Raw genomic sequence first — 21605 nt, forward strand, 5'->3', positions numbered from 1 at the left:
AGGCTATGAAACATCTGGAAATTGAAAAGGTGATTGGACGGGAGATTGTTGATTCGAGAGGAAATCCAACAGTGGAGGCGGAAGTTTATCTATCAGACGGAAGCATAGGACGCGGCGCGGCACCGAGCGGTGCATCGACAGGTGAATTTGAGGCTCTGGAGCTGCGAGACGGCGACAAGTCGCGTTTCGGCGGAAAGGGCGTACAGAAAGCAGTCCAGAATGTGAATACCGTGATTGCAGAGGTGTTAAGGGGCATGGATCCGGCGGACGTCTATGGGGTTGATAAAGCGATGATCGAGGCGGACGGAACCAAGGATAAATCCAAGCTGGGCGCGAATGCGATCCTGGCGGTTTCGATCGCGAACGCACGGGCAGCAGCCAATGCGTATGGTCTCCCGCTGTACCGTTTCCTCGGCGGTGTGTCTGGAAACCGTCTTCCGGTTCCGATGATGAACATTTTAAACGGCGGCGCGCATGCGGCAAACACCATCGATGTACAGGAGTTCATGATTATGCCGGTTGGAGCAGAGAGCTTTTGTGAGGGACTCCGCTGGTGTACCGAGGTGTTCCATGTACTGGCAGCATTGCTTAAAGAGCGCGGACTGGCAACCTCTGTCGGTGATGAGGGCGGTTTTGCACCGGATCTGGGAAGTGACGAAGAAGCAATCCAGTGCATCTTAGAGGCAGTGGAGAGAGCCGGATATAAGCCGGGCGAGAGTTTTGTCCTGGCGATGGATGCGGCATCCAGTGAGTGGAAGAGCGGCAGGAAGGGCGAATATCTGCTTCCGAAGAGTGGCAAACACTTCACCTCCGAGGAGCTGATCGCACACTGGAAACAGCTCTGCGGGAAATACCCGATCGCCTCGATCGAGGATGGTCTGGACGAGGAGGATTGGGAAGGCTGGCAGAAGATGACCGCAGAACTCGGCGGACAGGTGCAGCTGGTCGGCGACGATTTGTTTGTAACAAATACCGAACGCCTGGAAAAAGGTATCCGTCTCGGCTGCGGCAATTCGATCCTGATTAAGCTGAACCAGATTGGATCCGTCTCCGAGACACTGGAGGCAATCAAGATGGCACATAAGGCAGGTTACACGGCGATTGTATCCCACCGTTCCGGCGAGACCGAGGATACGACGATCGCAGATCTGGCGGTCGCATTGAATACCTGCCAGATCAAGACGGGCGCACCGAGCCGGAGTGAGCGCGTGGCAAAATACAACCAGCTTCTGCGGATTGAGGAAGAGCTGGGAACCGGCGCACAGTATCCGGGGAAGGCGGCATTTAATAAAAATTAAGTTGTCTTTTTTGCGAGATATCGTGCAGACAAGCAATCTGTTACATTGCATGAAATGTGTGAATTGTTCCGAAAACGAATGCATTTCCTCAGAAACAGACAAAAATCATCTGGGGAAATGCCGGATGGCGTCGAAACAAAGGAAAATAGAATACAACTTTGAAAAGGAATGCGTTTTACCGTACAACCAGGACGGAGAGAAACGTATTCCTTTTTGTTTTGCATAAGACCGAAAAAAGGAATATTGCTAAAAGTTTGACAATATTTTAAAAAATAATCGTTTTTATACGAAATTTATTGACAAAACAGTGGGAATGATTGTAAAATAACTGTAAAGCAAATATGAAAAAAGGATTTATTTTTTTTGAACGAATGGAAAAACGTTTTACCAAAGGAATGGTCCGGCGGATAACGTATTTCACATAAAAAGGAGGATGAAAGAATGAGAAAGAGAACATTAAGCATTGTACTTGCAGCAGCAATGTGTGCCAGCTTAACAGCCTGCGGCGGTGGCGGAAGTACTGCTGAGACAACGGCAGCTGACAGCAGCAATACCGAGACAAAGGCAGCCGACGCTTCAGAGAAATCTGACAAACCGCTTCGTGTGTGTGTTGTCTACACCGGCAACTTAGGTGATAAGAGCTACAATGACTCCTGCAACATGGGTGCACAGAAAGCAGTTGAGGATTTCGGCATCGAGCTTAAGAGCCTTGAGGGTACCACTGCTGAAGAGTGGAAAGCAAACCTACTTCAGGCTTGTGATGACGGCTACGATTTAATCATCGGTGCTTCTTCCAACATCGCAGATTATATCACTGAGAATGCATCCAGTTATCCGGATACCAAGTTTGCAGTTATCGATACAACCGTTGATCTGCCGAACGTTGAGTCCATCAGCTTTGCTCAGAATGAGGGCTCCTTCCTGGCAGGTGCGGCAGCAGCTATGTTCACCACCAAGACCGATATCCCGAATGTCAATGAAGATCATATCATCGGCTGGGTAGGCGGTATGGATATTCCGGTACTTCATGACTTCTATACAGGTTATGAGCAGGGCGCGAAGTATATCGATCCGGATATCAAGATTCTTCAGGCTTTTGCAGGAAGCTGGACGGATCCGTTAAAGGGTAAAGAGCTGACGTTAGCACAGTATGAGCAGGGTGCTGATATTGTCATGAACGTAGCATCCGGTACCGGTGTTGGTATTCTGGAAGGTGCAAAAGAAGCTGACAAATACGCAATCGGCGTTGACTTAAACCAGGATTCCGATCAGCCTGGACATGTTCTTACTTCCATGGTTAAGAGAGTTGATAATGCTTGCTATCTGGTTATCCAGTCTGCAGTAGAGGGAACTTTTGAGGGCGGCACAACCAAATATCTGGCATTGAAGGACGGCGGTGTCAGCCTGACCGATTTCTCTGTTATCAAAGAATCTCTGGGCGACAAATTCCCGCAGGATATCGTTGATAAGTGTGATGAGCTTGCCGAGAAGATCAAATCCGGCGAGATCGTAGTTGAAAACTATGAAGGATTTGGCCCACAGGCATAATTGATAAAGACAAGGCCGGGAGCGAGTGAAACCTGGCGGCGAAGGGGGATCTGAATTCTTTCAGGTTCCCCTTCATTTTCAACAAAATGTTTTTTCTTGGAAAGAGCCGTCAGGCATTTCCGGACGAGAGGGTGATCGAATGAACGAATACGTAGTGGAGATGAAAGGAATTGTCAAAAATTTCGGGCAGGTTCAGGCGGTAAAGCATGGTGAATTTACTCTGAAAAAGGGCGAGATTCATTCTCTGATTGGTGAAAATGGAGCTGGTAAATCCACCATGATGAAGCTTCTGTACGGCATGTATCCCATTGACGAGGGCGAGATTATCGTCAAAGGTGAACCGATGGGAACCATCACACCGAAGCTTGCAATTGAGCACGGTGTCGGCATGGTCCATCAGGAATTTATGCTGGTGAATGAGCTGACGGTTCTGGAGAATATTATTCTGGGATTTGAACCGAAAAAGGGATTGACAATTGACTTTGACAAGGCAAGAAAAGAAGTTAAAAAGTATATTGAACAGTATCATATGGACGTGCAGCTGGATAAGAAGGTAAGCCAGATTTCAGTAGGCGAGGCGCAGCGTGTCGAGATTATCAAGACATTGATGCGAGGTGCTGATATCATCATTCTGGATGAGCCTACAGCGGTTCTGACCCCTCAGGAGGCGGAACGTCTGTTTGAAATCCTGAATAATCTGAAACAGGATGGAAAATCCCTTGTCTTTATTTCTCATAAGCTGAATGAGGTTATGGCAATATCAGACCGCATCTCTGTGATGCGTCAGGGACAATATATGGGCACTGTTAATAAAGAGGAAACCTCTCCGCTGGATCTGACCAAACGAATGATCGGACGTGAAGTATTCTTAAACATTGATAAGGCTTATTCTGAGGCGGGAGATACGATTCTGGAGGTTCAGGATGTGTGGATTCCCAGCCAGAAGGAGACATCGAAGATCCGGGGCATGTCCCTGCATGTCAAGGCCGGTGAGATTGTCGGCGTGGCAGGTATCGATGGAAATGGACAGAGTGAGCTGGTTGAGGCGATCACCGGACTTCGCAAGGTAGAGAAGGGCAAGATCCTTCTTTGCGGCAAGGATATTACGAATCAGAGTCCGAGAAAAGTAAGGGAGAGCGGTCTTTCCCATATTCCGGAGGACCGAAATACAAGAGGTCTGAACCGTGCCATGACCATTGAGGAAAACCTGATTGCAGTCCGGCTGGATCAGCCTCCCTTTACCAAGGGCATTATGATGAATAAATCGGGACAGGATGCTTATGCAAAGGAGATGGTAGAGCAGTTTGATATCCGCCCGGCGGATTATAATCTTCCTACCTCCTCCTTATCCGGCGGCAATGCACAGAAGGTAGTAGTAGCCCGGGAGGTATCTCTTGGCAATAAGCTTCTGGTAGCATCCCAGCCTACCAGAGGTGTAGATATCGGTGCCATCGAACTGATTCGAAATACCCTGGAAAAGGCGAAAAAGGCAGGCGCCGGTGTTCTGCTGGTTTCGGCAGAGCTGGAAGAGATTATCTCCCTTTCAGATCGTATCGTAGTTATCCATGAAGGTAAAATTACCGGTGAGATGAGAGCCGACGAGGCCAATGAAAACAATCTGGGTCTGCTTATGATGGGCGGTACAGACACAGGGAAGGACGGTGAAGCAGCAGTATGAATCAGACATTAAATGGTATTCGAAGGATTCTTATTACGATACTCGTTGCGATGGGTGTCGGTGCGCTGTTTATCATAGCCATCGGGGAAAATCCCATTGATGCATATGCGGCGCTGTTCCGCGGTGCTTTTGACGGAAAGCTCCGTCTGGGCACAACCTTGGCAGGATTTACTCCGCTGCTGCTGACATCCATTGCCTTTGCAGTTGCAGCGAAAGCAGGTGCTTTTAACGTAGGTGTTGAGGGCGAGGTTTTCTTGGGCGGTATCACAGCTGCTTATATTGGCATTAACTGGACCTTCCTTCCGAAGCCGGCTCTGTATGTGGCCTGTTTTGTAGGCGCTATGGCGGTAGCAGCTGCCTGGGCCTTTATTCCGGCGGTTCTGCGTGCCTATTATAATGTAAATGAAGTATGTACCACCATTTTGATGAACACGGTAGCCCTTTATATTACATCTTATCTGGTCAGCGGACCTATGAGTGCGGGTACTGCTAACGCTCAGTCCCTGCCGGTTACGGTAAGGCTGTATCAGTTTATGAAACCCAGCAGTGTTAACGTAGGTATTTTCATCGCGGCCATCACCGTGATTGTGATTATTTTTATGCTTCAGAAGAGCAGCTGGGGCTATAAGATTCGTACCGTTGGCCTGAATCCGACTCATGCGGATTATGTGGGAATTGATTCTAAGAAGGTGTTTATCGGTGCCATGATGCTTTCTGGTATGTTGGGCGGCATGGCAGGATGCATCGAGGTTCTGGGTGTTCATGGATATTTCCTGAACAACTTTGCAACCGGACTTGGAAGCAATGGTATGCTGGCAGCTCTGATTGTAAAGAACAACATGGTTTCGACTCCATTTATGGCATTTTTCCTGGCAGTTTTAAAATCGGGCGCTATGGGAATGCAGCAGTCAACCGGTGTGCCGAAATCACTGGTTGATACCATTACAGCTGTGTTCATTATCATAGCGACCATGGAGACTGCGTTCCAGTTTGCAAAGAAACGTAAAAAGAAAACGGAGGAGAAGAAGGAGGATAAGGCATGAATGCGATAATGCAGAATTTTGATAAAATCTTTAATGCGTCGCTGATTTATGCAACGTTTCGTTCAGCGACTCCGATCATCTTTGCCGCTCTTTGTGCGGCTATCACTCAGCAGGCCAATATCTTAAATATCGGTACAGAGGGTATCATGCTGGTAGGTGCTTTTACTGCAGTTGCAGTCAGCTTCTTTACCGGAAGCTGGTTATTAGGCATTCTGGCAGCGATGATCGCCGGTGCTGTCATTGCTATGATCATGGCAGTGGGACATATCCGGTACAATTCGGAGATCTGCGCCATCGGTATGGGTATTAATATGCTGGCACTGGCTATTACTAAATTCATGGTAAATGCGATTTTCCACAGTACCGGAAGTTTTTCAAGCCCGGATATCAAGGCGATTCCCCGTGTGAACGTTGCATTTTTAGACAATCTTCCGGTGGTGGGGGATCTGTTTAACAACTGGTGCGTGACCGAGTGGTTTGCCATCGTTCTGATTATCCTGCTTCAGTTTTTCTTCTATAAAACTGTATGGGGACTGCGTCTGCGTGCAGTAGGTCAGTTTCCGGAAGCGGCGAAGACGGCAGGTATCAAAGTAAATGCTGTGAAATATCAGGCAATGCTGCTTTCCGGTCTCATCGGAGGTCTGGCAGGTGCTCATCTTTCCCTGGGTTACAGTACCCAGTTTATCGAGAACATGACCAACAACCGTGGTTTTATGGGCGTTGCAGCCATGTATTTCGGCGGTGCCAACCCGGTTCTGACCACACTGGGCTGTCTGCTGTTTGGATTTTCAGATTCCGTCGGTGCCCGTCTCCAGGCATATGGCATTCCATCCCAGTTCGTTCTGATGATGCCGTATATCGTGACCATCGCGGTACTGGCAATTTCCATGATTGCGAAGATTTCAGCCAACAAGAAGAGAGAATCATCCCTGCATGTGGGAAGCTGATGATGAAGAAAGATAAAACACTATAAGGAGGACATAATCAGATGGAAAAGACAAAAATTATTCTTGACTGCGATCCGGGACATGATGACGCGGTCGCGATCACGCTGGCGGCGAACAGTGACAAGATCGATCTGTTAGGTATTACAGTCGTAGCAGGCAACCAGACGCTGGAGAAAACGCAGATTAATGCGAGAAATGTGTGCCAGTGGCTCGGTGTGGATGTGCCAGTGTATGCGGGCTGCGGACAGCCGATGGTGCGTGAAAAAATGATAGCGGGCGATATCCACGGTGAAACAGGGCTGGATGGTCCGGTTTTCCCGCCGCTGACAAAAGAATTAGAGAAAGAGCATGCAGTCGATTTCATCGTTAAAACCCTGATGGAGTCCGATGGCGATATCACGATGGTGACAACCGGTCCGATGACCAATCTGGCGATGGCGATGCGGATGGAACCGGCGATTATTCCGAAGATCAAACAGATCGTCCTGATGGGAGGCGCGTATACCAATGGTAACGTAACTCCAGCGGCAGAGTTCAATATCATCGCCGATGCGGATGCAGCGTATGTATGCTTTACCAGCGGACGTCCAATCACGATGATGGGTCTGGATGTTACCCGCAAGGTACTGTGCTATCCGGAGATCGTTGACCGGATGGAGAAGATAGGCAATAAGGCATCCAAGCTCTTTGCGGATCTGATGCGCTTCTTCTGCAAGACCCAGAAAGAGGTATTTGGCTGGGAAGGCGGACCTCTGCACGATCCGGTTACGATCGCATGGCTGATTGATCCGAGCGTTGTGACCTTGAAACCGATGCATGTGGACATTGACATCCGCAGCGTCCAGTCCTACGGACGTACTAACTGCGATTTCTTCGGTTACGGCGGACAGGAGCCGACTGCAAACGTAGCGATCGATATCGATGCGGCGAAGTTCTGGGATATCGTTGAGGCAGGGCTGAGAAGATACAGCGAGGCATAGTTTATAATACTTGTGTTCGGAGGCAGATATAGATGAGAGACCTGAAAGAAGTTTTAGAGCAGAACAAAGAGAAATATATCGAAGAACTCAAGAATCTGGTGGGAATTGATACCCATGACTTAGGGCACGGAATCGATGGTGGTCTGGAGAAACAGGGACAGGAGTATATGGTAAACCTGTTTGAATCGATGGGAGCCGACGAGATCACGGTGGATCCGATGGATGAGGCTGTGATTCAGGAAAGCTACAAAAAGCACCAGGAAGGAAACCTGGGGCACAATCAGACCGACCGTGCCAATGTCTATGCGACATTTAAAGGAAAACAGGGCGGAAAAAGCCTGTTATTTAACGGTCATATTGACGTTATGCCGGCGGAGATGGAAGACGGCTGGACGAACCCGCCGTTTGAGCCGGTAATTCGGGATGGCAAGATGTACGGACGCGGCTGCACGGATATGAAGGGCGGTCTGATGGCATCGGTGATGGCGGTAAAGCTTTTGCAGGATGCCGGGTATGAGCTGCCGGGCGATGTGACAATTACCTCCGTGTGTGACGAGGAAGGCGGAGGCAATGGCTCGATCCAGGCGGTAATGCGCGGTCTGAAAGCCGACGGCGTTGTCAACTGCGAGCCGACCGACGATACCCTGATTCTGGCGCATATGGGCTGGGTATTCTTTAAGGTTGATTTTGAAGGAAAAGCGTGCCATTCCGGTGCAAAAGCCGAGGGCGTCAGCGCGATCGAGAAGGCGATCAAGGTAATTCAGGGGTTAAATGAGATGGAGCACCGCTGGCTTCTGACGATCCGCCACCGCCTGCTTCCGCCGCCGAGCTTAAATATCGGCGTGATCGAGGGTGGAACCGCCGGTTCTACCGTGCCGGGCGAGTGCAGTTTTTCTACCTGCGTCCACTATGTTCCTACCCTGATGAATCAGGATATGGTTGTAAAGGAATTTACAGAGGTCGTTGAGCGGATCAGCCGTTCCGACGCGTGGATGGAGGCACACCCGCCGAAGATTTCCATTTACCAGACCGGACATGGGTTTGAGATGGAGGAGGATCATCCGCTGGTAGACACCTTTAAGGAGGCGTACAGTGAGGCACTTTCGCGCAGCGTGAAGGTGGAAGGATCCCATTTTGGCTGTGATTCCCGCCTGTGGCGCAACATTGCCGGATGCCCGACGATCCAGTACGGACCGGGCGAGGGCGCACAGTGCCATACCGTGGATGAGTGGCTGAAGCTCGATTCCTATCTGGAAGCGATTCTGGTGTATGCGAAACTGATTCTTTCCTGGGGAGAGAAGAAATAAGGAATTGATAAATATATAAGGAGATAAAAATATGAGCAAGAAAGTTTTACTGGCAGGCGAGTCCTGGATGAGCTATACCACCCATGTAAAGGGCTTTGACGCGTTTTATACCTCTACCTATGAGACAGGAGAGAAATGGCTGAAAGCTGCATTGGAGGCAGGCGGCTACGAAGTAACCTTCCTTCCGAACCATCTGGCAAATGAGGAATTTCCATTTACAATGGAAGAACTGAAACAGTATGATCTGGTAATTCTGTCCGATATCGGAGCAAACACCCTGCTTCTGCCGGGCGCTACGTTTAACCGCAGTGAAAAAATGCCGAACCGCTGCAATCTGATCCGCGACTATGTCAACGATGGCGGCGCTCTTCTGATGGTCGGCGGTTATCTGACCTTCTCCGGCGTGGATGCAAAGGGCAAATGGCATGACACAGCCGTACAGGAGGTTCTTCCAGTCGAGGTTCTGACGGTCGATGACCGTATGGAACACTGCGAGGGTGTAAAACCGGTAACCGTGGGCGAGCATGAAGCTTTAAAGGGCATTCCGACCGACTGGCCGGAGGTTCTCGGTTACAATAAGGTAATCGCAAAACCGGAGGCAGAGGTTCCGGTTACTGTAGAGGGCGATCCGTTTATCGCATTTGCTTCTTATGGAAAAGGGCGCAGTGGTGTTGTCACAACCGACTGTGCACCGCACTGGGCACCGCCGGAATTCTGCGAGTGGGAATACTACAATAAATTGTGGCAGAATATCGCAGACTGGCTGATTCAGAAATAAGATAGCAGGAAAAAGGAGAGCGCGTATGGACGGAGCGGTGAAACTTTTAAAAGAGCTTCTGACCATTCGGAGTGTCAATGGACGGGATGACGAGGGAGCAGTGGCAGAATATTTGTGCAAGTATTTCGAACAATCGGGAATTTCTGCACATATACAGCGGATTGACGCGACACATGCCAATGTGCTGGCGGAGCTTGAGGGGGAGTCGGATGACGCTCCGATCTTCTGGAACGGGCATCTGGACACGGTTCCTTACGGAGATACCGGAGAATGGAAGACTGACCCGGCGGTTCCGGTGGAACGGGACGGTTTTCTCTATGGCCGCGGTGCCAGCGATATGAAGAGTGGGCTTGCCGCGATGGTGTACGCGCTCTGTGAATATAAAAAATCCGGTCGTCCGGTGCCGCGTACGATCCATTTCCTCGGAACCTGTGATGAGGAAAAGGGCGGCATCGGCGCCAGGGAGATCTTAAAGGAAGTCCCGGAGACGTCGATTGGAACGCTTCTGATAGGAGAACCGACGGGATGCAGGCTGGGCGTGGCGCAGAAAGGCTGCCTGTGGCTGGAGATAGAAGCACACGGAAAGACGAGCCACGGGGCATACCCGCATGAGGGCTGCAATGCCGTGGAACAGGCGATGGCGCTGACAGGTGAGATTGAAACATATGTGAAAAGCTTCACACACCCGGTTCTCGGCGCATCGACCGCGCAGGTAACGCAGATTTCCGGCGGCGTGGCGCCAAATATGACGCCGGACACCTGCCGGATTCTCATGGATATCCGTATGACACCAGGACTGACAAGCCAGATGGTAGTCGGTCAGGCGGAGGCGTTTGCGGCGGCGCGTTCCGTTACATCGGAAGAAAAATTCCGCGTCAGCTGCCGGATTGTCAATGACCGGCGGGCGATCGAGATTGGAGAATCCCATCCGCTTGTGAAACAGCTCTCGAAGGAACTGGAGAAAAAAGGGCTTCCGGTGGAGACGACTGGGATTAATTTCTTTACAGATGCTTCGATCCTGGTGGAACACAAGCTGGATGCAGCCGTTCTCTTATTTGGTCCGGGCGAGGCAGGTATGGCGCATAAGCCAAATGAGCGGGTCGAGATAGAAAAATATCAGAAATCCATTCAGGTTCTCATGGATCTGATCGCATCGGAGGTGGATGAGTGAGGGCAACCATCAAGGATATTGCCGCTGAGACTGGTTTTTCCGTGACGACAATCTCACTGGTTCTCAATGGAAAAGGATATAAGATCTCGGATGAGACAAAGAATCAGATCCTAGCGAAGGCGCGGGAACTGAATTATCGTCCGAACCAGCTCGCGGTCAGTCTGGTAAAGCGGCAGAGCAAGACCATAGGATTTATCGTCCCGGATATTTCCAATGTATATTTTGCCAATATGGCGCGCGCGATCGATGAGGCGTGCCGCGAAAATGGTTGGAGTGTGATTCTCTGCAACACGAATGATAATTATGACCGGGATCGCGAGTATATCGATCTTCTGGCGGATAAAGGCGCGGACGGCATTGTGTTTATCATGGCTAAAGATAATACGCGGGAGATGGCGGCGGAGGAGATTGATTATCTGGAATCGATCCACATACCCTATGTGGTAGTTGACCGGATCCCGGAGCTTCGGAACTGTCCGGCGGTCGGTACCGACCATGAGATCGGCGGTTATCTGGCGGCGCGCCATCTGTTAAGTCTTGGACACCGGCGGATTGCCTGCGTCGTGGGACCGCATGCGACCCAGATGGATTCGGAGGCGCGTTACCATGGCTACTGCCGGGCGATGGAGGAGGCGGGAATTCCGGTGGATGAACGTCTCGTCTGTGTCGGCGAGTATACGCAGGAGGGCGGCGCGGCGGCGGTCGAAAAGCTCATTTCACAGGATTTTACGGCGATTTTCGCCTGCAACGACGCTTCGGCGTATGGCGTATGCAGAAAACTCAAGGAATACAGAAAGAAAGTACCGGAAGATGTTTCGGTTGTCGGATACGATGACGTTTTCTATGCCCGGATGCTGGAGGTGCCGCTGACAACGATACGCCAGCAGGTACGGGAGATGGGAAGAGAGGCGGTACGGCTGCTTCTGAAACAGATACGGGAACATAAAAGACCGGAGAGCAAGGTAATCTTTGCGCCGGAACTGGTGGTGCGGGAGAGCACGGCGAGAATACAGCCGTCTCAGTAACCGGAGAGAGAGGGGAGCAGAGTGAAGGTATTGAATTTTGGTTCACTGAATATTGATTATACGTATCAGGTGGATCATTTTGTAAGAGCGGGAGAGACGATGTCCTCCGAGTCGCTGCAGGTATTCAGCGGCGGCAAAGGGCTGAATCAGTCGATCGCGCTGAGCAAGGCGGGCGCAGACGTATGGCACGCCGGAGCTGTCGGAGCCGGGGATGGAGATTTCCTTATCGAGCAGATGAAGAAGGCGGGCGTCCACACGGAGTTGATCGAGCATCTCGACGGGCAGACAGGACACGCGATCATCCAGAAAGATCCGGCAGGGCAGAACTGCATTCTGCTGTATGGCGGTGCCAACCAGCGGATCACGAGGGAAATGGTGGATCGCGTCCTGACACAGTTTGAGGCGGACGATTTCCTGATTTTACAGAATGAGATCAGCGAGATCGGCTATATCATGGAGAAAGCCCATGAAAAAGGCATGAAGATCGTTCTGAATCCGTCCCCGATGAATGCGAAGATCCTGTCCTATCCGCTGGAATATGTGGATTACTTCTTATTAAATGAGGTGGAGGCGTCGGATATCTGTGGCATTGAGGCAACCAAAGATCCGCAGGCGCTGATGAACGGACTGGTAAAACAGTTCCCGGAGGCGAAGATTGTCCTGACACTCGGCGGCGATGGTTCCGTGTACCGCGATGGTGACACAGTCCTTCGTCAGGGAATCTATAAAGTGCCGGTTGTGGACACGACGGCGGCAGGCGATACATTTACCGGTTATTTTATCGGCGGCTTACAGCTCGGTGAAGACCCGAAGACGGCGCTGGAACATGCGGCAAAAGCGGCAGCGATCGCCGTTTCCCGCCCAGGAGCAGCTCCGTCGGTGCCGAACCGGGAGGAAGTCGAGACGTTTGAAGGATAAAAAGCACCTGAAAACTTGTCTTTTAAAACAGAATATAGTAAAATACCATTTGGTGGCGTTTCCGAAATTCGGGCTGGTACCGGGATTTGCGGAGGCGCCTCTTTTTTGCGCCCGTCTGACTCTTGTCAGTGTGGGCCTGTAGAAATAAAAAAGGAGAAGGTAAGTAGAAATGGGAAGAGAACGTTTTTCCTCTCGGCTGGGATTTATCCTGATTTCCGCGGGCTGTGCGATCGGTCTGGGAAATGTGTGGAGATTCCCGTACATCGTCGGTCAGTATGGCGGCGCGGCGTTTGTACTGATTTATGCGGCATTTCTGGTGCTTTTAGGTCTTCCGATCATCGTTATGGAATACTCGGTCGGCAGAGCGAGCCAGAAGAGTGCGGCGCTTTCATTTGATGTGCTGGAGCCAAAGGGTACTAAGTGGCATTTTGAAAAATGGTTCGCGATGGCGGGCAACTATGTCCTGATGATGTTTTATACGACGGTAGCCGGATGGCTTCTGCTGTATGTGTTCAAGATGGCGAAAGGCGATTTCGTGGGTCTGGATGCGGACGGTGTAGCCGGGGAATTTGGCTCTGTACTGGCAAATCCGGGACTGATGACGGTATTTATGCTGCTCTGTGTCGTATTCTGTTTTTCCATCTGTGCGATGGGACTCCAGAACGGCGTTGAGAAGATCACAAAGATGATGATGGTCTGCCTGTTATTCCTGATGGTTGTGCTGGCAATCAATTCGGTGCGGATGGAAGGCGGACGTCCGGGACTTGAATTTTACTTAAAGCCGGATTTTGGCAAGATTCAGGAGGTTGGTGTCGGCAAGGTCGTATTTGCGGCGCTGGGACAGTCGTTCTTCACGTTGAGTATCGGTATCGGTGCGATGGCGATTTTTGGAAGTTATATCGATAAAGAGCGCAGCCTGACCGGCGAGGCGATCAATGTACTGGTCCTTGACACGCTGGTAGCGTTTATGGCGGGACTTATCATTTTCCCGGCGTGTGCGGCTTACGGTATCGAGGCAGGACAGGGACCAAGCCTGATCTTCATCACGCTGCCGAATGTATTTAACCACATGGCAGGCGGACGTTTCTGGGGCACGCTGTTCTTTGTCTTTATGACCTTTGCGGCGGCATCAACGGTCACAGCGGTATTCCAGAATATCGTATCCTTTGCAACGGATCTGACTGGCTGTTCGATCAAAAAGGCAGTCTGCGTCAATCTGGTGGTGATTGCGGTCCTGTCGCTTCCGTGCGTGCTGGGTTTCAATCTCTGGAGTGGTTTCATGCCGTTCGGAGAGGGCAGCAACGTGTTGGATCTCGAGGATTTCATCGTCAGCAACAACCTGCTTCCACTCGGAAGTCTCGTTTACCTGATGTTCTGTACCAGCCGGTATGGATGGGGATTTGAGAATTTTCTCAAGGAGGCAAATGAGGGAAAAGGCGTGAAGTTCCCGCGCCAGGTGCGAGCGTATGTGACATATGTCATTCCACTGATTGTGCTGTTTATTTTTGTGCAGGGGTACTGGAGTAAGTTTTTCCAGTAGACTGTGCAGCTCTTTAGGTAACGAGAAAAAAGGAAAGTCCGGCAGAGGCAAACTCCGCCGGACTTTCCTTTTTTCGCCAAGGCTATTGACATAGTATTTAAGGGAAAGTTTTACGGGATTTTTACACAGTTTTGTTGATTCTGTATAAACAAAAGCTATATTATAACCATTTGTATTAATTTTTATACAGAGTGAAGGGGGCAGAAGATTCATTTTTCAATTGTGAATTTTTTTTACCTGTGTTATACTATACGCGGTAGATTCTAGCTCCTACGCCCGATAATATTTTCACAATTTCGGCAGAAAAGGCATCTGACGGGAGGTGAATGGGTGGAGGATGAAGGAAAATTTAGTAAGAGAAAGAGGGTTTAATTGATGGGTTTGGCTACATTTATAGGCGGCATTCATCCATATGAGGGTAAAGAACTGTCTGAGGATAAGCCGATCAAGGTTCTCGAACCGTTACAGGGCGAGATCATGGTTTATCCGCTGTCCCAGCACATTGGCGCACCTGCGAAACCACTGGTAGCGAAGGGCGATCACGTGCTGAAAGGCCAGATCATTGCAGAGGCAGGCGGATTTATTTCCGCAAACGTACTTAGTTCTGTTTCCGGTACGGTAAAGGGAATCGAGTCCAAGCTGGTTGCTAATGGTGCAATGGTTCAGTCAATCCTGGTGGAGAATGACGGTGAAGAAGAGGCGATTGAGGGCTTCGGAACAGACAGAGATGCAACAAAGCTGTCGAAAGAAGAGATCCGTAAGATCGTTAAGGATGCCGGTATCGTCGGCCTGGGCGGCGCTGGTTTCCCGACACATGTAAAGCTTACTCCGAAAGATGAGAACGCAATTGATTACGTTATCGTCAACGGTGCAGAGTGCGAGCCGTACTTAACCAGTGACTATCGTACCATGATGGAGCGTCCGGAGCAGATTATCGGCGGCCTGAAGGTTATGCTTCAGCTGTTTGACAATGCGAAGGGTGTTATCGGTATCGAGAACAACAAGCCGGAGGCTATCAAGAAGCTGACGGAGATGGTAAAGGACGAGCCGAGAATCGAAGTATGTCCGCTGCTTACCAAGTACCCGCAGGGTGGTGAGCGTACACTTATCTATGCAGTGACAGGACGTGAGATCAATTCTTCCATGCTGCCGGCAGATGCAGGCTGTATCGTAGACAATATTGATACCGTTGCTTCTATTTATAATGCAGTATGCAAGACAACTCCGCTGATCCGCAAGATCATTACGGTAACCGGTGATGCCATTGCAGAGCCGCAGAACTTTGAGGTACGCCTTGGTACCAACTATCAGAGACTGGTAGAGGCAGCAGGCGGCTTTAAACAGGAACCGGAGAAGATGATTTCCGGTGGTCCTATGATGGGACAGGCTCTTTTCAGCCTTGACTTCCCGGTAGCGAAGACTTCATCTGCTCTGACCACCTTTACCAAGGATCAGGTAGCAGCGATGGAGCCGTCAGCATGTATCCGCTGCGGACGCTGCGTAGGCGTTTGTCCGGAGCATCTTGTACCTCCGCTGATGATGAAGGCATCTACGGCTCACGACCTTGAGAAATTCCAGAGCTTAAACGGCATGGAATGCGTTGAGTGCGGATGCTGTGCATATGCTTGTCCGGCAAGACGGCCGCTGACCCAGGCATTCAAAGAGATGCGTAAGGCAGTAGCAGCCAGCCGCAGAAAGTAGGAGGTGGGAAGAAATGGAAAAATTATTAAAAGTATCGTCATCACCTCACGTTCGTGACGGAGTTACGACACAGCGCCTGATGTTTGACGTTGTGATCGCCATGATTCCTGCCAGTGTTTATGGTGTATGGCAGTTCGGCATGAATGCACTTCTGGTTCTGATCGCTACCGTGATCGCCAGTGTGGCAGCCGAGTATCTTTATGAGAAATTAATGCACAAGCCGATTACGATTTCGGACGGCAGTGCAGTTGTTACCGGCATGATTCTTGCACTGAATATGCCGCCGGAAATCCCGGTTTGGATCCCGGTTCTTGGTGCATTCTTTGCAATCATCGTTGTAAAACAGCTTTACGGTGGTCTGGGACAGAACTTCATGAACCCGGCACTGGCAGCCAGATGTTTCCTTCTGACTTCCTTCGCTCTGTTTATGAATAACTTCTCATCCGCAAAGCTTGGATTTGACAGTCTGACAGGTGCAACTCCGCTGGCACAGTTAAGAGCCGGTGAGACAGTGGATCTGGCATCCCTGGTAATCGGACGTATCCCGGGAACTATCGGTGAGGTATCTGTAATTGCCCTGCTGATTGGTGCGATTTACATGGTAGTCCGCAAAGTTATCAGCCCGGTTATTCCGCTGATTTACATTGGAACCGTATTTGTATTTACATTCCTGTTTGGCGGATTCAACCTGACCTATTCTCTCAGTGAGATCTGTGCAGGTGGTCTTATCTTCGGTGCATTCTTTATGGCAACCGATTATGTAACGAGTCCTCTGACTCCGAAGGGACAGATCGTATACGGACTGATCCTCGGAATCGTAACCGGAATCTTCCGTCTCTGGGGTGCTTCTCCGGAGGGCGTTTCCTATGCGATCATCTTCAGCAACCTGCTGGTTCCGCTGATTGAGCGCTATACGCTTCCGACAGCATTTGGAAAAGGAGGTCAGAAGAAATAATGAACCAGATTATCAAAAATACAATCATCCTTTTCGTTATTACTCTGGTAGCTGGTATCTGTCTGGGAACAGTACATGATATTACGCTGGATCCGATTGCACAGGCACAGGAGGCAGCAGCTACTAAAACTTATCAGGAAGTTTACCCGGATGCGGCAAGCTTTGATGAACCGCAGGAGCTGGCTGACGCAGTAACTGCTGCAGCGGACAGCATCTCTGAGTGGGGATTTGGAAAAGTTACCATCAATGATGCAAAAGAAGCGCTGGATGCAAGCGGCAACCAGATCGGTTACCTGATTACCTCTACCTCCGCAGAGAGCTACGGCGGCAACGTGCAGATCGCAGTTGGTATCACCAACGAGGGCGAGCTGACCGGTATCGGTTTCTTAAGCATCAGCGATACGCCAGGTCTTGGTATGAGAGCCAAAGAACCGGATTTCAAGGATCAGTTTATCGGCAAGAAAGCTGAGAACCTGGAAGTTACAAAGACAGGCGCGTCTGCAGATAATCAGATTGAAGCCATCAGTGGTGCAACGATCACTTCCAAGGCAGTCACCAACGCGACAGATGCAGCTATCTATTTCGTGGCTAACTGCCTGGCACAGTAGGAGGTGGAAAGATTATGAATAAATATGTAGAGCGCTTATATAACGGTATCTGGAAAGAAAACCCGATTTTCGTTCAGATGCTGGGTCTGTGTCCGACCCTGGCGGTAACCACTTCCGCCATCAACGGTGTCGGCATGGGACTTTCGACAACCGCCGTACTGATTGCGGCGAACTTTCTGATTGCATTGCTTCGTAAGATCATTCCGGACGGCGTACGTCTGCCGGCAGAGATCGTAGTCGTAGCATCCTTCGTAACCATCGTAGATATGTTGATGGAAGGTTTCGTTCCAAGCTTATATGCTTCCCTGGGACTTTACATTCCGCTGATCGTAGTTAACTGTATCATCCTTGGCCGTGCCGAGGCATATGCTATGAAGAACGGTCCGATCCTGTCTGCATTTGACGGTATCGGTATGGGACTTGGATTTACAGTTGCTCTGGCACTCATCGGTTCTTTCCGTGAGCTTCTGGGTGCAGGTACTATCTTTGGTATCCAGATTATGCCGGCTTCCTATCAGCCGATCTCAATCTTCATCCTGGCGCCGGGTGCATTCTTCGTACTGGCTTGCCTGACTGCTCTTCAGAATCGTCTGAAGATGCCGTGTGCAACAAACGGTTCCGTAAAAGAGAAGAAGAAGGGTGGCTGCTGCAGCGGCGACTGCTTAAGCTGTGCTGGTCATGATGCAGAAGTTAAGAAGGAACAGGAGGAGAAGTGATGAAAGAATTACTTATTATTGCGATAAGCTCGGCGCTGGTCAGCAACGTCGTACTGAGCCAGTTCCTCGGTATCTGCTCCTTCGTCGGCGTATCCAAAAAAGTTGAAACAGCAGCTGGTATGGGTGGTGCGGTTATCTTCGTTATTACCATCGCATCCATCGTTGCAAACCTGATTTATCAGTTCGTTCTGGCACCGCTTGGTATCGATTACCTGAAAACCATCGTTTTCATTCTCGTTATCGCAGCACTGGTTCAGATCGTTGAGATGTTCTTAAAGAAGTGCATGGTTTCCCTGTATAACGCGCTGGGTGTATTCCTTCCGCTGATTACAACAAACTGTGCCGTTCTTGGTGTTGCCCTGACAAACGTCCAGAACGGATATGGATTTTTACAGAGCGTGGTAAATGGTGTTGGTACAGCCGTTGGTTATACCATCTCCATCGTGCTTCTGGCAGGTATCCGTGAGCACATCGAGGGAAATGATATCCCGTATAACTTCCAGGGATCTCCTATCGTACTTGTAACGGCTGGTCTGATGGCGATTGCATTTCTCGGATTTTCCGGATTACTGTAGAAGGAGGAGACGAAAATGGATATGAATTCAATCATTATCGCTGCTGTCGTGATCGCGGCAGTCGGCATCATCGTTGGTGTCGGTCTGGGTCTGTTCGGCGCGAAATTTAAAGTTGAAGTAGATGAAAAAGAGGCAGCTGTTCGTGAAGAGCTGCCAGGCAACAACTGCGGTGGCTGTGGTTACCCGGGCTGTGATGGTCTTGCAAAGGCCATCGCAGAGGGCAAAGCTCCGGTTAATGCCTGCCCGGTCGGCGGTGCTCCGGTTGGCGAGAAGATCGCTGCTATCATGGGCGTAGAGGCTGGTTCCTCTGAGAAGAAGGTAGCTTTCGTTAAATGTAAAGGTACCTGCGACAAGACAAAAGTACAATACGAGTACCATGGTATCGAGGACTGTGCGAAGGCATCCGTTGTACCGGGTGGCGGTGCAAAGGCATGTTCTTACGGCTGTACCGGTTTCGGAACCTGTGTGAAGGCATGTAAATTCGATGCAATCCACGTGGTAGACGGCGTAGCGGTTGTAGACAAAGAGAAGTGTGTAGCGTGTGGTGCCTGCGTGGCAGCCTGCCCGAAACACCTGATCGACCTGGTACCGTACAAGGCAAAACATCTGGTACAGTGCAGCTCCCACGATCGTGGACCGGCTGTCAAGGCAGCCTGCCAGGTTGGCTGTATCGGCTGTACGCTGTGTACCAAGCAGTGTAAGTTTGACGCAATCCATATGGATAACAACGTAGCTGTTATCGATTATGAGAAGTGCGTAAACTGCGGAGCTTGTGCAGCGAAGTGCCCGGTTAAGGTTATTCAGTAAATAACGTAAATGAATACGCGTGACTGTGAAGGTACTGAACAGTCACGAATACGGAAGTAAAACGTCCGGTTGAACCGTTTGGAAAGACGGTTCAGCCGGACGTTTTGATTAGAAGAAGCTATATGGAGTGATATGAAACTTAAAGGATCGCTTTCGCCAGTGCGGTATGTATCACATTTAAGAGTGCCTGTGAGGTATACTGGCTGCCGCTTTCAAAGGAGAGATTTTCAAGCGACTGCGTGCTCACGATCTGCTCCGAGAGATGCGAAGCGGAAGGGGAGAGCAGCGGGTACATAGTTTCGATGGAATCACTTAAAGGACGGCAGGTAACAGAGGTGATTTGGGTGGAATCAACCGTGACTTCGACATTGACTGCCTGGCTGCCAAGTGTCAGGGTAGAACTGTACATGCCTGGCAGATAGTGGATACCAGCCGCAGCAGGGGCAGAAGCACTCTGTGTCTTCCTTCCAGGACGGAACATGATGAGGAGAAGCGCGATGAGAAGAAGCCCCAGCCCGATAAAGATAGCAGTATAAATAATCTCTTTCATGCGGAGTACGACAATTTTTGTTTTTGAACTCATAAGAAAGCTCCGGAATTCGTTTAGTACAGTGTATGAGACGGTTTGAGGGAAAATGAAAGAATATGATTTGTTATAAAAATAAAAGTCCCTATTTACATTTGTGTGTCTGATGTATCAACAGTATAATGATACATTTCACAAATTGCGTATGCGATTAGAAAATCAAGTAGTCCAAATTCCATAAAATGAAATTTTAGGGCAAATTACAGACATTAGCTTGGCTGTAGTATTTTTAAACAACATGTGTTAGACTACTGTTATACTAATCGGTATTTAACGAGGAGGTAATGATTATGAGTAGAAATATAAAAGGTGGTTTTTTAACATTAAGTGGTGTTGTTGGTATTGTGGGAATGATAATAGTGGCAATGCAAAATCCAGCAACTGAATGGGTAACGCCACCTGGAAGAATGATTGTAAGTATTTTAGAAAATGGATTATTGACTCCTACGGTTTTATTCCTTGTTCTTTTTATTTATGGATTGTATATTCTCCTAACGGAGAAAAACGATTGAGCAATACCGGTTTGTCGAATTAAGAAAACCGGTATTTGTGGAAGAGGAATTCTGTAATGAAATTTTTTGAAAATACCCGTAAGCCACAAGGCTTCGGCGGAAAATTGATGACGAAGATGATGAACAGCGGTCACGCCAAATTATCGCAATGGGGATTCTCAAATATCTCCGCGAAGTCTGATGCTGAAGTTCTGGACGTCGGCTGTGGCGGCGGAGCAAATATTGCGGTCTGGCTTGATAGATGTGGAAATGGCCACGTGACAGGAATGGATTATTCTGAGGTTAGTGTGGCAGAATCTCAAAAATTGAACGCCCTCGCCATTAAACAAGGGAAATGTAATGTAGTTCAAGGAGATGTATCTGCTATACCCTTTTCTGACGCGACTTTTGATTATGTTTCTGCCTTCGAAACAGTTTACTTTTGGCCAGGATTAGTAAAATGCTTTTCCGAGATCAACCGTGTGCTGAAAAGCGAAGGCATATTCCTGATTTGTAACGAGAGTGACGGAACGAATGCCGCAGATGAAAAATGGACAAAAATGATCAATGGTATGAAGATTTACACATCTAAACAACTTGTTGCCGCTTTGAAAGAAGCGGGTTTTACAGAGATCAAAACGTATTCAAATGCAAAAAATCATTGGATAAGTATTGTTGCAACGAAATAGCCAAATTCCAGTTTGTCAATTACAGGTGACATTGAAAGAGTCAGCCCATTCAAGGTGCTGGCTCTTTCAAAAATTCAAATCTAATAAATTGCACGACAACTTAGAGTAAAAATGAATACCCATTAGCCAGAAATGAATAGAAAATGAATAAAAGAGTGGTGTTTCGTATAATTATGAGTTAGTATGCATCAGACACACTTTTGTAAAAAGGGAGAAATAAAAAGAGATGCCATCCGTTGATATG

21 protein-coding genes are annotated in these 21605 nt (G+C 49.3%); 20 read left to right on the forward strand and 1 reads right to left on the reverse strand.

Annotated features, from left to right (window positions below; translation table 11 throughout):
- Positions 1–5 precede the first annotated feature (5 nt).
- The 18 genes from eno to DXB70_RS07325 all read left to right on the forward strand — a co-directional run bounded on the left by eno (position 6) and on the right by DXB70_RS07325 (position 19595).
- Positions 6–1298 carry a phosphopyruvate hydratase gene (gene eno / locus DXB70_RS07240; RefSeq protein WP_118672986.1) on the forward strand — a complete coding sequence of 431 codons (1293 nt, stop codon included), beginning with the start codon at positions 6–8 and terminating at the stop codon, positions 1296–1298.
- A 441-nt stretch (positions 1299–1739) separates the two neighbouring features.
- Positions 1740–2846, forward strand: coding sequence for a BMP family ABC transporter substrate-binding protein (locus DXB70_RS07245; RefSeq protein WP_107001569.1), 1107 nt, complete (start codon positions 1740–1742; stop codon positions 2844–2846).
- A gap of 139 nt (positions 2847–2985) precedes the next feature.
- Positions 2986–4524, forward strand: a complete 1539-nt coding sequence (locus DXB70_RS07250) for an ABC transporter ATP-binding protein (RefSeq protein WP_118638545.1) — start codon at positions 2986–2988, stop codon at positions 4522–4524.
- A complete protein-coding gene (locus DXB70_RS07255) occupies positions 4521–5567 on the forward strand; it encodes an ABC transporter permease (protein WP_117795128.1) in 1047 nt (348 codons plus the stop codon). Before DXB70_RS07250 ends, DXB70_RS07255 begins: the two co-directional genes overlap by 4 nt.
- Positions 5564–6514: an ABC transporter permease gene (locus DXB70_RS07260; RefSeq protein WP_243027552.1), complete on the forward strand. Its 951-nt coding sequence runs from the start codon at positions 5564–5566 to the stop codon at positions 6512–6514. Before DXB70_RS07255 ends, DXB70_RS07260 begins: the two co-directional genes overlap by 4 nt.
- Before the next feature lie 41 nt (positions 6515–6555).
- On the forward strand, positions 6556–7494 hold the full coding sequence (locus DXB70_RS07265; RefSeq protein WP_107001566.1) for a nucleoside hydrolase: 939 nt from the start codon (positions 6556–6558) through the stop codon (positions 7492–7494).
- A 32-nt stretch (positions 7495–7526) separates the two neighbouring features.
- Positions 7527–8801 (forward strand): ArgE/DapE family deacylase, encoded by a 1275-nt coding sequence (locus tag DXB70_RS07270; RefSeq protein WP_118467445.1) that lies wholly within the window; start codon positions 7527–7529, stop codon positions 8799–8801.
- A 31-nt stretch (positions 8802–8832) separates the two neighbouring features.
- On the forward strand, positions 8833–9579 hold the full coding sequence (locus tag DXB70_RS07275) for a glutamine amidotransferase (RefSeq protein WP_107001564.1): 747 nt from the start codon (positions 8833–8835) through the stop codon (positions 9577–9579).
- 25 nt (positions 9580–9604) lie between these two features.
- Positions 9605–10750 (forward strand): M20 family metallopeptidase, encoded by a 1146-nt coding sequence (locus DXB70_RS07280; RefSeq protein WP_107001563.1) that lies wholly within the window; start codon positions 9605–9607, stop codon positions 10748–10750.
- On the forward strand, positions 10747–11775 hold the full coding sequence (locus DXB70_RS07285; RefSeq protein WP_118672987.1) for a LacI family DNA-binding transcriptional regulator: 1029 nt from the start codon (positions 10747–10749) through the stop codon (positions 11773–11775). Before DXB70_RS07280 ends, DXB70_RS07285 begins: the two co-directional genes overlap by 4 nt.
- A 21-nt stretch (positions 11776–11796) precedes the next feature.
- Positions 11797–12693, forward strand: coding sequence for a ribokinase (locus tag DXB70_RS07290; RefSeq protein ID WP_107001561.1), 897 nt, complete (start codon positions 11797–11799; stop codon positions 12691–12693).
- 169 nt (positions 12694–12862) lie between these two features.
- Complete coding sequence (locus DXB70_RS07295) at positions 12863–14233, forward strand: sodium-dependent transporter (protein WP_107001560.1); 1371 nt, start codon at positions 12863–12865, stop codon at positions 14231–14233.
- Positions 14234–14608: 375 nt separating this feature from the next.
- Positions 14609–15934 (forward strand): electron transport complex subunit RsxC, encoded by a 1326-nt coding sequence (gene rsxC, locus DXB70_RS07300; RefSeq protein ID WP_107001559.1) that lies wholly within the window; start codon positions 14609–14611, stop codon positions 15932–15934.
- 13 nt (positions 15935–15947) lie between these two features.
- Complete coding sequence (locus DXB70_RS07305) at positions 15948–16889, forward strand: RnfABCDGE type electron transport complex subunit D (RefSeq protein WP_107001558.1); 942 nt, start codon at positions 15948–15950, stop codon at positions 16887–16889.
- A complete protein-coding gene (locus tag DXB70_RS07310) occupies positions 16889–17497 on the forward strand; it encodes an RnfABCDGE type electron transport complex subunit G (protein ID WP_022359777.1) in 609 nt (202 codons plus the stop codon). The genes DXB70_RS07305 and DXB70_RS07310 overlap by 1 nt, the downstream gene beginning before the upstream one ends.
- A 14-nt stretch (positions 17498–17511) precedes the next feature.
- Positions 17512–18213 carry an electron transport complex subunit E gene (locus DXB70_RS07315; RefSeq protein WP_022359778.1) on the forward strand — a complete coding sequence of 234 codons (702 nt, stop codon included), beginning with the start codon at positions 17512–17514 and terminating at the stop codon, positions 18211–18213.
- On the forward strand, positions 18213–18788 hold the full coding sequence (locus tag DXB70_RS07320) for an RnfABCDGE type electron transport complex subunit A (protein WP_107001556.1): 576 nt from the start codon (positions 18213–18215) through the stop codon (positions 18786–18788). The genes DXB70_RS07315 and DXB70_RS07320 overlap by 1 nt, the downstream gene beginning before the upstream one ends.
- Positions 18789–18803: 15 nt before the next feature.
- Positions 18804–19595, forward strand: a complete 792-nt coding sequence (locus DXB70_RS07325) for an RnfABCDGE type electron transport complex subunit B (RefSeq protein ID WP_022359780.1) — start codon at positions 18804–18806, stop codon at positions 19593–19595.
- Positions 19596–19734: 139 nt separating this feature from the next.
- On the opposite strand, the gene DXB70_RS07330 is transcribed toward DXB70_RS07325, so the two are convergent.
- Positions 19735–20178: a hypothetical protein gene (locus DXB70_RS07330; protein WP_117795137.1), complete on the reverse strand. Its 444-nt coding sequence runs from the start codon at positions 20176–20178 to the stop codon at positions 19735–19737.
- A gap of 293 nt (positions 20179–20471) precedes the next feature.
- Between DXB70_RS07330 and DXB70_RS07335 the strand changes: the two genes are divergently transcribed.
- Positions 20472–20693, forward strand: a complete 222-nt coding sequence (locus DXB70_RS07335; RefSeq protein WP_118672989.1) for a peptidase M50 — start codon at positions 20472–20474, stop codon at positions 20691–20693.
- A 56-nt stretch (positions 20694–20749) separates the two neighbouring features.
- Positions 20750–21361 carry a class I SAM-dependent methyltransferase gene (locus tag DXB70_RS07340; RefSeq protein ID WP_117795139.1) on the forward strand — a complete coding sequence of 204 codons (612 nt, stop codon included), beginning with the start codon at positions 20750–20752 and terminating at the stop codon, positions 21359–21361.
- The last annotated feature ends 244 nt before the right edge of the window (positions 21362–21605 follow it).

The sequence above is a fragment of the Clostridium sp. OM05-5BH genome, assembly GCF_003481505.1.
Taxonomy (GTDB): Bacteria; Bacillota; Clostridia; order Lachnospirales; family Lachnospiraceae; genus Otoolea; species Otoolea fessa.